Raw genomic sequence first — 13,609 nt, forward strand, 5'->3', positions numbered from 1 at the left:
GTTTCGCCGCAAGACCTCAGTTCTTCGACTTGTCGACCAGCGCGCCCTTCTTGATCCAGGGCATCATGTCGCGCAGGCGGGCGCCGACTTCCTCGATCGGGTGCTGGGCAAGCTTGGCGCGGGTCGCCTTGAACGAGGTCTGGTTGACCTTGTTCTCCAGCATCCAGTCGCGCGCGAAGCGGCCTGACTGGATGTCGTCGAGCACGCGCTTCATCTCGGCCTTGGTTTCCGGCGTGATGATGCGCGGGCCGGTGACGTACTCGCCGTATTCGGCGGTGTTGGAGATCGAGTAGTTCATGTTGGCGATGCCGCCTTCATAGATCAGGTCGACGATCAGCTTGACCTCGTGCAGGCACTCGAAATAGGCCATCTCCGGCGCGTAGCCGGCCTCGGTCAGCGTCTCGTAGCCGGCCTTGATCAGCTCGACCAGGCCGCCGCACAGCACCGCCTGTTCGCCGAACAGGTCGGTCTCGCACTCTTCCTTGAACGTGGTCTCGATGATGCCGGCGCGGCCGCCGCCGATCGCCGAGGCGTAGGACAGGCCGAGGTCATGGGCATTGCCCGAGGAGTCCTTGGCGATCGCGATCAGGCAGGGCACGCCGCCGCCGCGCTGGTACTCCGAGCGGACGGTATGGCCGGGGCCCTTCGGCGCGATCATCAGCACGTCGAGATCGGCGCGCGGATCGAGCAGGTTGAAGTGGACGTTGAGGCCGTGCGCGAACACCAGCGCGGCGCCCTGCTTCATGTTGTCGTGCAGGTGCTCGCGGTAGATGTCGCCCTGCAGCTCGTCCGGGGTCAGCATCATCACGAGGTCGGCCCACTTCGCGGCCTCGGCGACTTCCATCACCTTGAAGCCGGCGCCTTCGGCCTTCTTGGCGGAGGCCGAGCCCTTGCGCAGCGCGATCGCGACGTCCTTGACGCCGGAATCCTTCAGGTTGAGCGCGTGGGCGTGGCCCTGGCTGCCATAGCCGACGATGACGACCTTCTTGCCCTTGATCAGGTTCAGATCGGCGTCGCGATCGTAGTAGACACGCATTGTCGTTTCCTCTTTGAGATGGCCGGAATTGGCTGGAAAGTCAGACGCTTGGGTGAGGCACGGGCGGCTGCGCCCGGACGAAATCCGGCCCGTGTCTAGAGCATTTTGGCCCTGCTTGGAAACCCCGATCTCGCATGGCGGCCGCCTCCCTCATGCGTCCATGAACACGGGATAGAGCGAGGCCAGGAGCAGCACCGCCATCAGGATGTTGAAGGCGCGGACCGCACGCTCGGAGCTGAGCAGCGGCCGCAAGGCCGTGCCGAACAGCGTCCAGGTGATGGTCGAGGCGACAGCCATCACGAAGCTGATCGCGACCTGCAGCGCCACGTTGGCCGGAAAGCTGGCGATCGCGGCATAGGCGGTGATGGTGCTGATCACCATCACCCAGCCCTTGGCGTTGACCCATTGGAACAGCGCCGCGCCCCAGAACGACATCGGGCCGCGCGGCTTGGCGTCTTCAGGCTCGGCCGATCCTGACAAGGCGATGGCGACCGCGAGGTAGATCAGATAGGCCGCGCCGAGATATTTCAGCACGTCCTGCAGCAGGGGATAGCGGATGAACACCGTCGCGAGGCCGAAGCCGACCGCGCCGACCATGAAGGCGAAGCCGAAGCTGACGCCCATCATGTGCGGCACCGTGCGGCGGAAGCCATGGGTCACGCCCGACGACAGCAGCATGATGTTGTTCGGCCCGGGCGTGAACGCCATCACGAAGGCGAAGGTGACGAAGGCGATGAGGAGCTGCTGGGACATCTAATGAGCTCCTGCCACACGACGACTTTTCACCCTCCCCTGGAGGGGGAGGGTCGCCTCACATCGTGCGAAGCAACGATGTGAGGCGGGGTGGGGTGATCTCTCCACGCGCGAGCTTTTGCGGCGGCCCACCCCACCCCGATCGCGCATTGCATGCGCGATCCACCCTCCCCCTCCAGGGGAGGGTGGCAGCGTGGCCACCTCACCGTCGTACAAGAACATCAGCGCCTAGCCCTGCCCCGCCGGCTTCTGCAGCACGTAGGTGGCGTGCATCGGCGCATGGTAGTCGGCGGAGACCGTGACGAAGCCGACCTCGGCCAGCATGCGCTCCATCACCCAGGCGAAGGTCGAGTTCTCGTCGCGCATGTGGGTCATGACGCTGTCGCGGGCGAGGTCGTGGTTCTTGATGTTGAAATCCGCCCACTGCTCGACCGAGCGCTCGACGCCGTCGGGCATGCTGACATAGACGATGTCGCGCAGGAAGAACTGTGCGCCCGGCTTCAGCGCCGCGAAGATGCGCGCCAGCGCCACCGCCTTCCAGAAGTCCGGCAGATGATGCAGCGTGAACTCGCTGGCGATCAGGTCATACGAGTTCGGCTCATAGGCGAACGACAGCAGCCCCGCCGAATGCATCCGCACCGCGGTACGGCGGTCGCGGGTGTAGATCCGGGTCAGCGCCAGCATCGCCGGCGAGATGTCGATGGCGTCGACGACGGCCCCCAGCAGCGCCGCCTCGGTCGCCAGCACTCCGTTGCCGCAGCCGATGTCCGCCACCCGCCAGCCCGGCTTGACGCCGAGCATCTTCAGAGCGGCGCGCGCGCGCTCGTCGGCATCATCGCCCGAGCCGTAGATCGAGGCGACGGCATGATCGAGCCCGATCCGGTTGCGTTCGTTGTAGTACCAGTCGCGCGCCAGCATGGCTCACATCCCTTCCGATCCCCGCCCGATCGCCGCAATGCCGGTCCTGGCGACTTCCACCAGGCCGAGCGGACGCATCAGATCGATGAATTGCGTGATCTTGTCGGTATTGCCTGTGATCTCGAACACGAAGCTTTCCGTCGTGGCGTCGATCACCCGGGCGCGGAACGCATCCGCCAGCCGCAGCGCCTCGACCCGCGGCTCGCCGGTGCCGCGCACCTTGACCATCGCGAGTTCGCGCTCGATCGCGCGCTTGGTCAGCGTCATGTCGACGACGCGGTAGACCGGGATCATGCGGTCGAGCTGGTGCTTGATCTGCTGGATCACCATCGGCGTGCCGGTCGTCACGATGGTGATGCGCGAGAGGTGCTTCTGGCTCTCGGTCTCGGAGACGGTGAGGCTCTCGATGTTGTAGCCGCGGCCCGAGAACAGGCCGATGACGCGCGCGAGCACGCCCGGCTCGTTCTGCACCAGCACCGCCAGCGTGTGCGTCTCGTTCGGATCGTGACGGTCTTCGAGGAAATAGGCTGACGCTGGCTGGTTCATTGGGGTCCCCGTGATAGTTCAACCGTCATGGCCGGGCATAGCAGTCTGCCTTGCGCAGACTGCGTAAACTTGTCTGCGCTCCCGGCCCTCCACGTCGAGCGTCGAGCGCGCGGTTCGTGGATGCCCGGGCCTTCGCCGCGCCGAAGCGGCGTCGGCCGCGCAGGCGGGTCAAGCCCGGGCGTGACGGCGGTGTTTGTGGCGAGTTGCGAGCTCCTCATGCGACCCCCGCTTCGGCACGCGTGGCCGCCGGCAGCACCCAGCGCCTGAACAGGTCGAGATCGATGTTGCCGCCGGTCAACACCAGGCCGACGCGCTTGCCGGCGAGCCTGCCCTTTTCCTGCAAGGCCGCCGCAAGCGGTGCCGCGCCGGCGCCTTCGGCGAGATTGTGGGTGTCGGTCCAGAGAATGCGCACGGCCTCGGCGATCTCGGCGTCGCCGACCTGCACGATGCGCGAGGCGCCTTTCAGGATGATGGCCAGCGCATCCGCATCCGGGCTGCGCGTCGCGAGACCATCGGCGTGGGTGTCGGCGCTGTTGGTCGTCACCACCGTCCGCGCGGCGAACGACAGCGCGTAGGACGGCGCCGCGGTCGACTGCACGCCGACGATCTCGGTCTTCAAGCCCAAGAGATCGCGCGCCAGGATGCAGCCGCAGATGCCGGAGCCCTGCCCGATCGAGACGTAGAGCACATCGAGGTCGGGCGCCGTGCGGAACAGCTCCAGCGCGTAGGTCGCGACGCCGCGCACGAGATCGCGATGGAACGACGGCACCATGTGCAGGCCGTCGCGCGCCGCATGGCGGCCGGCCTCCTCGCGCGCCTCCTGGAAGTCGCTGCCGTGCTCGATCAGCTCGGCGCCGAACGCCGCCATCGCGCGGTTCTTCTCGACCGAGTTGCCACGCGGCACGTAGATCGTCACCGGCAGGCCGTTGCGGCGGCCGGCAAACGCGACGCTCTGGCCATGATTGCCGCGCGTTGCGGTGATCAGGCCGCGGACGTCCGGCCGCGTGCGCTTGAGGTTGTCGACATAGACCAGTCCGCCGCGCACCTTGAAGGCGCCGGCCGGCGTGTGGTTCTCGTGCTTCACGACGACCCCGGTCCCCAGCCGCTGCGCCAGCAACGGCCACGCATGCGCCGGCGTCGCCGGCACCGCGGCGCCGACGATGGCGTGGGCGGCTTCGAGCTCAGCGAGGGTGAACATGAGAACTCCCTGACGCACGGGCACAATGCGGCCGCGCAAGCAGATGAACTCCCTCGCCCCGCTTGCGGGGAGCGGGAGATTCTCCGCGAGGCCGACTGCGTGGGGAGTCCCCCTCACCCGACGCTGCGCGTCGACCTCTCCCCGCAAGCGGGGAGAGGTTAAGAGAGAGACTGCCGGACGCGCGTGCCATCACCGCACCATCAAACCTATCAGACTCACACCAGCGCCTTGCCGCCCGCGAACGCCGCGGCCGGATCGCTCGCTTCCGCCGGCAGGATCATCTCGTTATGCGCCTTGCCCGACGGAATCATCGGGAAGCAGTTTTCGAGCGCCGCGACGCGGCAGTCGAACAGCACCGGCTTCTTGACCGAGATCATCTCCTTGATCGCGCCGTCGAGGTCGCCGGGCTTCGAGACCTGGAGCCCGACGCCGCCATAGGCCTCGGCCAGTTTGACGAAGTCCGGCAGCGCCTCCGAGTAGGAATGCGACAGGCGGTTGCCGTGCAGCAGCTGCTGCCACTGCCGCACCATGCCCATGTACTGGTTGTTGAGGATGAAGATCTTGACCGGCAGCTCGTACTGCACGGCCGTCGACATCTCCTGCATCGTCATCTGCACCGAGGCGTCGCCGCCGATGTCGATGACGAGGCTGTCGGGATGGGCGACCTGGACGCCGATCGCCGCCGGCAGGCCGTAGCCCATGGTGCCGAGACCGCCCGAGGTCATCCAGCGGTGCGGTTCCTCGAAGCCGTAGAACTGCGCCGCCCACATCTGGTGCTGGCCGACCTCGGTCGTGATGTAGGTGTCGCGGCCGCGCGTCAGCTCGAACAGCCGCTGGATCGCATATTGCGGCATGATGACGTCGCGGTTCGGCCGGTAGGCCAGCGAGTTGCGCGCGCGCCAGACGGCGATCTCCTGCCACCACGACTTGATGTCGGGCTTCTTCGCCTCGGCCCTGAACACCTGCAGGATGTCGGCGAGCACGTCGCCGCAATCGCCGATGATCGGCACGTCGACGCGGATGTTCTTGTTGATCGAGGACGGATCGATGTCGATGTGGATCTTCTTCGAGCCGGGCGAGAACGCATCGGTGCGCCCGGTGATGCGGTCGTCGAAGCGCGCGCCGACGCACAGCATGACGTCGCAATCATGCATCGCCATGTTGGCCTCGTAGGTGCCGTGCATGCCGAGCATGCCGAGCCAATTGGTGCCCGACGCCGGATAGGCGCCCAATCCCATCAGCGTCGAGGTGATCGGGAAGCCCGTGACCTCGACCAGCTCGCGCAGCAGCCGCGAGGCCTCCGGCCCCGAATTGATGACGCCGCCGCCGGAATAGATCACCGGCCGCTTGGCGCCCGCCAGCAGCGCCACGGCTTTGCGGATCTGCATCGCGTCGCCCTTCACGCGCGGCGAATAGGAGATGTGGACGTCGGACTTGCGTGGCGGATGATAGGTGCCGGTCGCGAACTGCACGTCCTTCGGCACGTCGACGACGACCGGCCCCGGACGGCCCGTGGTCGCGACATAGAACGCCTCGTGCAGCACCTTGGCGAGATCGTTGACGTTGCGGACCAGCCAGTTGTGCTTGGTGCAGGGCCGGGTGATGCCGACCGTGTCGCATTCCTGGAACGCGTCGTTGCCGATCAGATGCGTCGGCACCTGGCCGGTGATGCAGACCAGCGGGATCGAATCCATCAGCGCGTCCGCCAGCGGCGTCACCATGTTGGTGGCGCCGGGGCCCGAGGTCACCAGCACGACGCCCGGCCTGCCGGTCGAGCGCGCATAGCCTTCGGCGGCGTGGCCAGCGCCCTGCTCGTGGCGGACCAGGATGTGCTCGACCTCGCTCTGCTGGAAGATCTCGTCATAGATCGGAAGCACCGCGCCGCCAGGATAGCCGAAGAGGTGCTGCACGCCGTGGTCGATGAGCGCGCGCACGATCATCGCGGCGCCGGTCATCTGGTTCGGATCGTGGCTCTTGTCGGTCATGGTGGGCTCCGGATCGCTTCTGTCAGCGGCTGGTCGGTCTTGGTCAGTCGGTTTTGGTCAGTCGGTTTTGGTCACTTGGGTCAGGGTCATTTCGGTCGGATCGCTGGCTTCCAGGCAATAAAAAAGGGCCCTGGAAGGCCCTGCGCACCGCTCGGAATTTGGATGGCCGCTAGCCATCCCCGGCGGTGCGCCTGGGTACGACGGCGATAAGGAGGATGGAAATAAAGTTGCGCATGATGCCGAGCGAGCTTCCCAAAGGTTGCGCGAAACATAGCCGGCGATGCCCCAATGTCAAGGCAAAGCCGGCCCGTCAGCGCGATTTTGCGATGTTAACGCGGAATTTTCCGTTCGGCGAGCGGTAATTTGGCGGTTGGCCTCCGAAACGAGGCAATAGGCTGGATGAGAGTACGGGCTCCATCTCCAAACGAGGTCGTCATTCCGGGGCGCCCGGAGGGCGAGCCCGGAATCCATACTCACGATCGTGGTTATGGATTCCGGGCCCATCGCTTCGCGATGTCCCGGAATGACGATGCGGCTAGAGTTTGACGACCCATCCCTTTGCCGCCTCCGGGCTCATCCACTCGAACTCCGGCAGTTGGTGTCGAAACCAGGTGAACTGCCGCTTGGCATAATGGCGGGTGTCGGCCTTGCCGATGGCGGCCGCCTCCTCCCGCGTGATCTCCCCTCTGATATAGCGGATCAGCGCCGGCACGCCGTGGGCCTTCATCGCCGGCAGCAGCGGATCGAGGCCGCGCGCGGCCAGCCGCTCGACCTCCTGCACCGCGCCGCGCTCCAGCATCAGATCGAACCGTGCATCGATCCGCGCATACAGCGCCTCGCGCTCCGGAGCGATGAACAGCGCCCGATAGCTGCCCTCCGGCAGCAGCGGCGGAGTGGCCTCGGCATGCCAGTCGGCCAATGGCCGACCGGTGGCCTCGATCACCTCCAGCGCGCGGGCCACGCGGGCGCGGTCGCGGACGTTCAGCCGCGCGGCCGCCGCCGGATCGCGTCGCGCCAGCTCGGCATGCAAGGCCTCGACGCCGTCGCGATCGAGCCTGAGACGCACCGCGTCGCGCACCTCATCCGGCACGGGCGGCACCGCGGACAGCCCTGATGTCAGCGCCTTGAAATACAGGCCGGTGCCGCCGATGAAGATCGGCAGCCGCCCGGCCCGTTGCACCTCGCCCAGGATCTCCGCGGCATCCCGGACATAATGGCCGGCCGAGTAGTTCACGCTGGCATCGACATGGCCGTAGAGCCGGTGCGGCGCGGTGGCCTCTTCGTCGCAGGTCGGCCTTGCCGTCAGCACCCTCAGATCGCGGTAGACCTGCATGGAATCGGTGTTGATGACGACCCCGCCCGCTTTTTGCGCAAGTTCCACCGCCAGCGCCGACTTGCCGCTGGCGGTCGGCCCTGCGATAAGCAGCGCTTTGTTGATCCCTGGCAAAGTCACCTGATGTCTCTCGTCGCCACCTTCATCTGCAATCCCGCCGATCCCGCGCTTGATACCACGATCGTGGAGGCCTTCCTGGCCGTTCTGCCCTCGCCGGGCACGCCGCGCTGGCTGTTCGACGAGGTCGCGATCGACATCCCCTTCGCCCACGACGGCGAGGTCCACAAGCTCGAGGCGCGCCTGCGCGACCTGCGCGGCGACATGCCGATCGACATCGTCGTGCAGGCGGAAGCCGTCAGGCGCAAGAAACTTTTCCTCGCCGACATGGACAGCACCATGATCGGGCAGGAATGCATCGACGAACTCGCCGATTTCGCCGGGCTGAAGCCGCGCGTCGCCGCCATCACCGAGCGCGCCATGCGCGGCGAGATCGCGTTCGAGCCGGCGTTGCGCGAACGCGTCGCATTGCTGAAGGACCTGCCGGTGAGCGTCGTCGACGAAGTCCTGACCAAGCGCATCAAGCTGACGCCGGGCGGCCGTCATCTGGTGATGACCATGCGCGCCAACGGCGCCTATACCTGCCTGATCTCCGGCGGCTTCACGCTGTTCACCAGCGCCATCGCGGCCAAGATCGGCTTCCAGGAGAACCGCGCCAACGAGCTCATCATCGATGGCGGCAAGCTCACGGGCGAGGTGCGCGAGCCGATCATCGGCCGCGACGCCAAGCTCGCTACCCTGATCGAGCTGCGCGAGGCGTTCGATCTCGACGAGATCGACACCCTGGCGGTCGGCGACGGCGCCAACGACCTCGGCATGATCGAGGCGGCCGGTCTCGGCGTCGCCTATCACGCCAAGCCTGCGGTCTCGGCCGCAGCCTCGGCCCGCATCGACCACGGCGACCTCACCGCCCTGCTCTATGCCCAGGGCTACACGCGCGATCAGTTCGTCGACTGACGAGACTGCGGCCGCGCGGCAGGCCAAGTAGCCGCGCGAGCCTTTGCGCAATACAGCGCCCTCTCCTGGCTGTGAGAGAGGACGCGTTCATGGGCAGCCGCGATCCCGTCATTGCGAGGGCAGCGGTTTTGCGAACGCTCGACGATCGCAATCGCATTGCCCTGTGCGAATCGCCGCCCAAGCAAAGCCGTTACCAAAGCCCTGCCTTCATCGGCTCTCGATCAGCGCATCATCAGGATTTTGTTTCAATCCAGCGCACTCGCACGCAACTCCATTCCAATCTCATTTCAGATCGCAAATCAGATCATTCGCCTTCCGCATCAAGGCGGGACGCGAACTGCCATTTTAACCGCATCACCAATCCATGAATTGTCAAATCATGCTGCAGCGCATATAAAGCTGACAACGCTAGGGAGTGTCCAAGGAAGCGAAAGCGATTGCAGGTGATGCAATCGATCATCGTCACAGAAGGACCTCCCGATGACCATCAAGCACATCATTCCCGGCTCTCTTCTTGCCCTCGCGCTGCTGAGCGGCGCCGCCGTTGCCGGCGAGCTGCCGAGCTACGAAGTCGGCGCGCTGCCGGCCACCCCGCACCAGCTCTCCGTCGTCGGTGCATCCGCCGCGCAGCAGACCATTGCGGTGAATGCCGACAGCGCCGCCTCGCCGCACCAGCTCGCCGTGCTCACCCAGCACCACCGCAGCGCTGCGCTCGTCGCTCCGATCACCGTGGGCAGCGTCCGCAACTAGGCAACGCGGGCAACCCATCGTCGGATAGGTAGCGCGCGTCTCGCCGAGCGAGGCCGCGCTCCCTGTTCGAGATAACGCGTGGCGTCGCGCGTGGTAAAGATCCCGGACATCCGCGCCGGGCAGCCCAGACGCCCAGCCCGCTGCACCTATTGGGTCTTCGACGCCAACGCTCTCCGCCTCCGTACCCGGCGCGGCGGCCGCGTCGTCGAGCCCAGCCGCACAGTCACATTCCGGCCGCCGGCGGCAAGACCATCCTGCGCGTGAATTGACCCGACGCCAGCCGGCTCGCCCGATTTCCCAACCGGGATCTCGCAGGGCGTCGCCGCGCGGGCCACGCATCACCAGCCATTGTCAGCCTGACGCCACGCGCCGCGCCGATTGCCGGTCAAATCGCACATCCGCAATCATTATATGCGCTATTGCGCAAATACGAAAATACGAATATATTGCCGCCATGTCCGATCCCGTCCCGCTGCTCGCCGCTCTGGCCGAGCCGACTCGTCTCGCCGCCCTGCGCATCCTTTGGGACGGCGGCGAGCATTGCGTCTGCGAGCTCATGCGGCAGCTCCGAGCCAGCGCATCGCGCATGAGCCGGCACATGTCCGCCCTCAAGGCCGCCGGTCTCGTCATCGACCGGCGTGACGCCCAGTGGGTCCGGTATCGGCTGAGCCCTGACCTGACGCCCGATCGCCGCGCCATCCTCGACGCCGTCATGGCGGCCATGCCTGAGCCGAACAGGAGTGCAGCATGAAAACCGAAGCTTCGACCTATCCTGACGGGTCGGCATCGGCTGTGATCTGGATCATCGCGACGGCAGCTGCGGTCGCATTGTGGTTCGCGGTCTACTGGCAGCTGGAAGCGTTCTCGGCATGGCTGGTATCGTCGCTGCCGGTGTCCCGCGACAGCCATCTGGAAGAAGCCGCGCGGTTCTTCGTGTTCGACGCGCCCAAGGTCCTGATGCTGATGACGCTGGTCGTGTTCGGCATGGGCGTCGTGCGCAGCTTTTTTTCAGCCGAGCGAACTCGCGCATTGCTCGCCGGCAAGCGCGAGGGCCTCGGCAATGTCGCGGCTGCGATCCTCGGCGTATTCACTCCCTTCTGCTCGTGCTCGGCGGTGCCGCTCTTCGTCGGCTTCGTCTCGGCTGGCGTCCCACTCGGCGTGACCTTCTCGTTCCTGATCGCGGCGCCAATGGTGAACGAGGTCGCGCTCGGCCTGCTGTTCGCGCTGGTCGGCTGGAGGATCGCCGCGATCTATCTGGCCTTCGGCCTGGCGGTCGCGATCGTGGCGGGATGGATCATCGGACGCCTGCATCTCGAAGGCTGGCTCGAGGCATGGGTTCGCAACGTGCGCGCGGGACAGGCGGATCTGCAGCCGGATTCGCCGACCGCCGCCGATCGGATCCGGGCCGGGATCGATGCGGTGCGCGACATCGTCGGCCGCGTCTGGGCATGGATCATCATTGGCATCGCGGCGGGCGCATTTATTCACGGCTATGTCCCGAACGACCTGCTCGCCTCGATCATGGGCAAGGACCAATGGTGGTCCGTGCCGGCCGTGGTGCTGATCGGCGTGCCGATGTACGCCAACGCTGCGGGCATCATTCCGGTCGTCGAGGCGCTGCTCGGCAAGGGTGCGGCGCTGGGAACGGTGCTCGCCTTCATGATGAGCGTCATCGCGCTTTCGTTTCCCGAGATGCTCATTCTGCGCAAGGTGCTGACGCTCCGGCTGATCGCTGTCTTCGCGGGCGTCGTCGCCGCCGGCATCGTCGCCGTCGGCTATCTCTTCAACGCCCTGTTCTGATGAAAGGACAAGCCCCATGAAGAACGTCAAGATTCTCGGCTCCGGCTGCAAGCGCTGTGTTCAGACCGCAGCAATGGCCTCCTCTGAAGCAAGCAAGCTCGGCATCGAGATCGAGCTGGAAAAGATCACGGACTTCGCCGACATCGCCCGGTTCGGCATCGCCTCGACGCCGGGCGTGGTGATCGACGGCAAAGTCGTCCATGCGGGCGGGCTGCCGAAGGCCGAGGACATGGCGAAATGGCTGTCGGCGTGATGGCGTTGCGTCCGCTGCTCGCAGCGGTCCTCCTGCTCGGCCCGGCTGTCGTGGCGCGCGCCGACGAACCGACGTGGACGCGGCGCATCATCGCGCCGGACACGGCGCTCAAAGCGGCACAGGCGGCGCTCGCGGAGTGCCGCAAACGCGGCTGGCAGGCTGCCGTGACCGTGAGCGATCCGTCGGGGCTCGCGCTGGTCACCCTGCGCGACCGTTTCGCCGGCTGGCATACCCTTGAGGCCGCGACGGGCAAGGCGAGGACGGCCGCGAGCTGGCGCGAGGCGACGAGCACGCTCGCAGCCCGGCTGGCACGACCGGACGCCGCGGAGCGGGCCATCGTCAACGTTCCCGGCGTTGTCATGGTCGGCGGCGGCATGCCAATAGAGGCCGCTGGCCAGCAGGTCGGAGCGATCGGCGTATCCGGCGCGCCCGGAGGCGACAACGACGACATCTGCGCGAAGGCCGGCATCGAAGCCGTCGCTGCGGACATCGCGTTCTGAGCGCTTGTACCGGCGTATCGCGAACGAGGACGGCCAACGCCGATCATTTTGCCGGAGGATACCGCGTTGTCTGACACGATGCCTCAATTGGACGAAACCTCATTCCGTGCCATCGACCGCGCGAAGCTGCTGGAGCCTGCGCTCTCCTCCCACCCTCCGCGAATCCTGCTGCTCTACGGATCGCTCCGGCAACGCTCGTTCAGCCGGCTGCTGACCGAGGAAGCGGCGCGCATTCTCGTGCGCTTCGGCGCGGAGACTCGGACTTTCGATCCGCGCGGCTTGCCGCTGGTCGACGACGCCGAGCCGGACCATCCGAAGGTCCGCGAGCTGCGCGATCTCGTGACCTGGTGCGAAGGCATGGTGTGGTGCTCGCCGGAGCGGCACGGCGCGATGACCGGTGTGATCAAGACCCAGATCGACTGGATCCCGCTGTCGCTCGGCGCCGTCCGGCCGACGCAGGGCAAGACGCTGGCGGTGATGCAGGTTTCTGGCGGCTCGCAGTCGTTCAACGCGGTCAATCAGCTTCGGGTGCTCGGCCGCTGGATGCGCCTGATCACCATTCCGAACCAGTCCTCGGTGCCCAAGGCCTTCGCGGAGTTCGACGACGCGGACCGCATGAAGCCGTCCCCCTATTACGATCGCCTCGTCGACGTGATGGAAGAGCTGGTCAAGTTCACGCTGCTGACGCGCGACCGCGCCGACTATCTGGTCGACCGCTATTCCGAGCGCAAGGAGAATGCCGAGGCGCTGTCGCAGCGGGTCAACCAGCGATCGCTCTGAGCCGGCGCTCCCGGGAGTTCGCGGATGGCGGCCACCAACTTCTGATAAAAATAATTACCTTGCGTATTTACGGAATTCATGATTGTATCCGCGCATCCCGCCTCACTGCGGAGGGGCGTTGCGCGCGATCGTCACGACACGCGAGGCGGGGAGCGATGGCCGCGAGAGATCGCAGCGTCTTCTCACGAGGGCGCGGACGAACGATCGCTTGCGGACGTGAAGTCGCAGCGTCCTGACACCCCGATGCTGGTGTCACGTTCGCGACGGCGCTGAAGCGCCGCGCGGACAATGGTGGCCAACAAGCCCGGCGCACCAGGGAGACTGCGTATAAGCGTGAAGACCGTCGCGCAGGGAATGCCGGTTGAATCGGCTTTGCCTGTGGTACCTGCCGCCTGCATTTTTTTTCGCAGGCGGGCCATGGGTGAGGCCTTCACCCGGCATTCCCTGCGCCCTCTGCATTCTCGCGAGGGACGAACTGATCGCAGGCCTCGGGCGCGATGCGCCGCGAGACTGCAAAGCTATGTCGATCGCTGTTTGAGCCGTGAATTCGCCTTGCGAACCGTCGTCGTCCCGGACAAGCCACGGCGCGCGCCAGCGCGTCGGGGCGCCGATCCGGGATCCATACGCCGCGGCCGTCGTGACGAGCAAACAGCCAATGATCAGCCCGCCCCAAACTGCTCCCTGGGGGCTATGGTCCCGGCTCGAGGCCGGGACGACAGCGGAGTGTGGAGCTGCCGCAGGGT

15 protein-coding genes are annotated in these 13,609 nt (G+C 66.2%); 8 read left to right on the forward strand and 7 right to left on the reverse strand.

Going from position 1 to position 13,609, the window contains the following annotated elements; translation table 11 throughout:
* Positions 1–16: 16 nt before the first annotated feature.
* The 7 genes from ilvC to miaA form a co-directional block, all read right to left on the reverse strand.
* On the reverse strand, positions 17–1,036 hold the full coding sequence (ilvC, locus tag ACQR0U_RS09595) for a ketol-acid reductoisomerase (RefSeq protein WP_315713342.1): 1,020 nt from the start codon (positions 1,034–1,036) through the stop codon (positions 17–19).
* Positions 1,037–1,186: 150 nt separating this feature from the next.
* Positions 1,187–1,789, reverse strand: coding sequence for a LysE family translocator (locus ACQR0U_RS09600; RefSeq protein WP_434872131.1), 603 nt, complete (start codon positions 1,787–1,789; stop codon positions 1,187–1,189).
* A gap of 228 nt (positions 1,790–2,017) precedes the next feature.
* A complete protein-coding gene (locus ACQR0U_RS09605) occupies positions 2,018–2,707 on the reverse strand; it encodes a class I SAM-dependent methyltransferase (protein ID WP_434872132.1) in 690 nt (229 codons plus the stop codon).
* 3 nt (positions 2,708–2,710) lie between these two features.
* The gene (gene ilvN / locus ACQR0U_RS09610) at positions 2,711–3,253 is read right to left on the reverse strand and encodes an acetolactate synthase small subunit (RefSeq protein ID WP_315713345.1); all 543 of its coding nucleotides are present in this window, start codon (positions 3,251–3,253) and stop codon (positions 2,711–2,713) included.
* 214 nt (positions 3,254–3,467) lie between these two features.
* Positions 3,468–4,451, reverse strand: a complete 984-nt coding sequence (locus ACQR0U_RS09615) for a threonine dehydratase (RefSeq protein ID WP_434872133.1) — start codon at positions 4,449–4,451, stop codon at positions 3,468–3,470.
* Between the two features lie 215 nt (positions 4,452–4,666).
* Positions 4,667–6,436 carry an acetolactate synthase 3 large subunit gene (locus tag ACQR0U_RS09620; RefSeq protein WP_315713347.1) on the reverse strand — a complete coding sequence of 590 codons (1,770 nt, stop codon included), beginning with the start codon at positions 6,434–6,436 and terminating at the stop codon, positions 4,667–4,669.
* A gap of 535 nt (positions 6,437–6,971) precedes the next feature.
* The gene (miaA, locus tag ACQR0U_RS09625; RefSeq protein WP_434843123.1) at positions 6,972–7,889 is read right to left on the reverse strand and encodes a tRNA (adenosine(37)-N6)-dimethylallyltransferase MiaA; all 918 of its coding nucleotides are present in this window, start codon (positions 7,887–7,889) and stop codon (positions 6,972–6,974) included.
* 3 nt (positions 7,890–7,892) lie between these two features.
* On the opposite strand from miaA, the gene serB reads away from it, so the two are divergent.
* The 8 genes from serB to arsH all read left to right on the forward strand — a co-directional run bounded on the left by serB (position 7,893) and on the right by arsH (position 12,866).
* Complete coding sequence (serB, locus tag ACQR0U_RS09630) at positions 7,893–8,783, forward strand: phosphoserine phosphatase SerB (protein WP_315752739.1); 891 nt, start codon at positions 7,893–7,895, stop codon at positions 8,781–8,783.
* Between the two features lie 89 nt (positions 8,784–8,872).
* Entirely contained in the window at positions 8,873–9,151 is a 279-nt protein-coding gene (locus ACQR0U_RS09635; RefSeq protein WP_316174236.1) for a hypothetical protein, read from the forward strand.
* Between the two features lie 112 nt (positions 9,152–9,263).
* Positions 9,264–9,533, forward strand: coding sequence for a hypothetical protein (locus tag ACQR0U_RS09640; RefSeq protein WP_315769108.1), 270 nt, complete (start codon positions 9,264–9,266; stop codon positions 9,531–9,533).
* Positions 9,534–9,987: 454 nt separating this feature from the next.
* Complete coding sequence (locus ACQR0U_RS09645) at positions 9,988–10,284, forward strand: ArsR/SmtB family transcription factor (protein WP_315713353.1); 297 nt, start codon at positions 9,988–9,990, stop codon at positions 10,282–10,284.
* Positions 10,281–11,333 carry a permease gene (locus tag ACQR0U_RS09650; protein ID WP_316174237.1) on the forward strand — a complete coding sequence of 351 codons (1,053 nt, stop codon included), beginning with the start codon at positions 10,281–10,283 and terminating at the stop codon, positions 11,331–11,333. The genes ACQR0U_RS09645 and ACQR0U_RS09650 overlap by 4 nt, the downstream gene beginning before the upstream one ends.
* 16 nt (positions 11,334–11,349) lie before the next feature.
* A complete protein-coding gene (locus ACQR0U_RS09655) occupies positions 11,350–11,586 on the forward strand; it encodes a thioredoxin family protein (protein ID WP_315713355.1) in 237 nt (78 codons plus the stop codon).
* A complete protein-coding gene (locus ACQR0U_RS09660; RefSeq protein WP_315752734.1) occupies positions 11,571–12,086 on the forward strand; it encodes a GlcG/HbpS family heme-binding protein in 516 nt (171 codons plus the stop codon). Before ACQR0U_RS09655 ends, ACQR0U_RS09660 begins: the two co-directional genes overlap by 16 nt.
* A 78-nt stretch (positions 12,087–12,164) precedes the next feature.
* On the forward strand, positions 12,165–12,866 hold the full coding sequence (gene arsH, locus ACQR0U_RS09665) for an arsenical resistance protein ArsH (RefSeq protein WP_315769259.1): 702 nt from the start codon (positions 12,165–12,167) through the stop codon (positions 12,864–12,866).
* Positions 12,867–13,609: the final 743 nt, after the last annotated feature.

The organism is Bradyrhizobium sp. HKCCYLRH3097 (genome assembly GCF_051167875.1).
In the GTDB taxonomy this organism is placed as follows: Bacteria; Pseudomonadota; Alphaproteobacteria; order Rhizobiales; family Xanthobacteraceae; genus Bradyrhizobium.

Bases quoted from the DNA above. Each gene is read 5' to 3' on its own strand.
- ACQR0U_RS09615 (WP_434872133.1), bottom strand. From the start codon at position 4,451: ATGTTCACCCTCGCTGAGCTCGAAGCCGCCCACGCCATCGTCGGCGCC.
- ACQR0U_RS09655 (WP_315713355.1), top strand. From the start codon at position 11,350: ATGAAGAACGTCAAGATTCTCGGCTCCGGCTGCAAGCGCTGTGTTCAG.
- ilvC (WP_315713342.1), bottom strand. From the start codon at position 1,036: ATGCGTGTCTACTACGATCGCGACGCCGATCTGAACCTGATCAAGGGC.
- ACQR0U_RS09620 (WP_315713347.1), bottom strand. From the start codon at position 6,436: ATGACCGACAAGAGCCACGATCCGAACCAGATGACCGGCGCCGCGATG.
- ACQR0U_RS09660 (WP_315752734.1), top strand. From the start codon at position 11,571: ATGGCTGTCGGCGTGATGGCGTTGCGTCCGCTGCTCGCAGCGGTCCTC.
- ACQR0U_RS09635 (WP_316174236.1), top strand. From the start codon at position 8,873: ATGGGCAGCCGCGATCCCGTCATTGCGAGGGCAGCGGTTTTGCGAACG.
- arsH (WP_315769259.1), top strand. From the start codon at position 12,165: ATGCCTCAATTGGACGAAACCTCATTCCGTGCCATCGACCGCGCGAAG.
- ACQR0U_RS09650 (WP_316174237.1), top strand. From the start codon at position 10,281: ATGAAAACCGAAGCTTCGACCTATCCTGACGGGTCGGCATCGGCTGTG.
- ACQR0U_RS09645 (WP_315713353.1), top strand. From the start codon at position 9,988: ATGTCCGATCCCGTCCCGCTGCTCGCCGCTCTGGCCGAGCCGACTCGT.
- ACQR0U_RS09640 (WP_315769108.1), top strand. From the start codon at position 9,264: ATGACCATCAAGCACATCATTCCCGGCTCTCTTCTTGCCCTCGCGCTG.
- serB (WP_315752739.1), top strand. From the start codon at position 7,893: ATGTCTCTCGTCGCCACCTTCATCTGCAATCCCGCCGATCCCGCGCTT.
- ilvN (WP_315713345.1), bottom strand. From the start codon at position 3,253: ATGAACCAGCCAGCGTCAGCCTATTTCCTCGAAGACCGTCACGATCCG.
- ACQR0U_RS09600 (WP_434872131.1), bottom strand. From the start codon at position 1,789: ATGTCCCAGCAGCTCCTCATCGCCTTCGTCACCTTCGCCTTCGTGATG.
- ACQR0U_RS09605 (WP_434872132.1), bottom strand. From the start codon at position 2,707: ATGCTGGCGCGCGACTGGTACTACAACGAACGCAACCGGATCGGGCTC.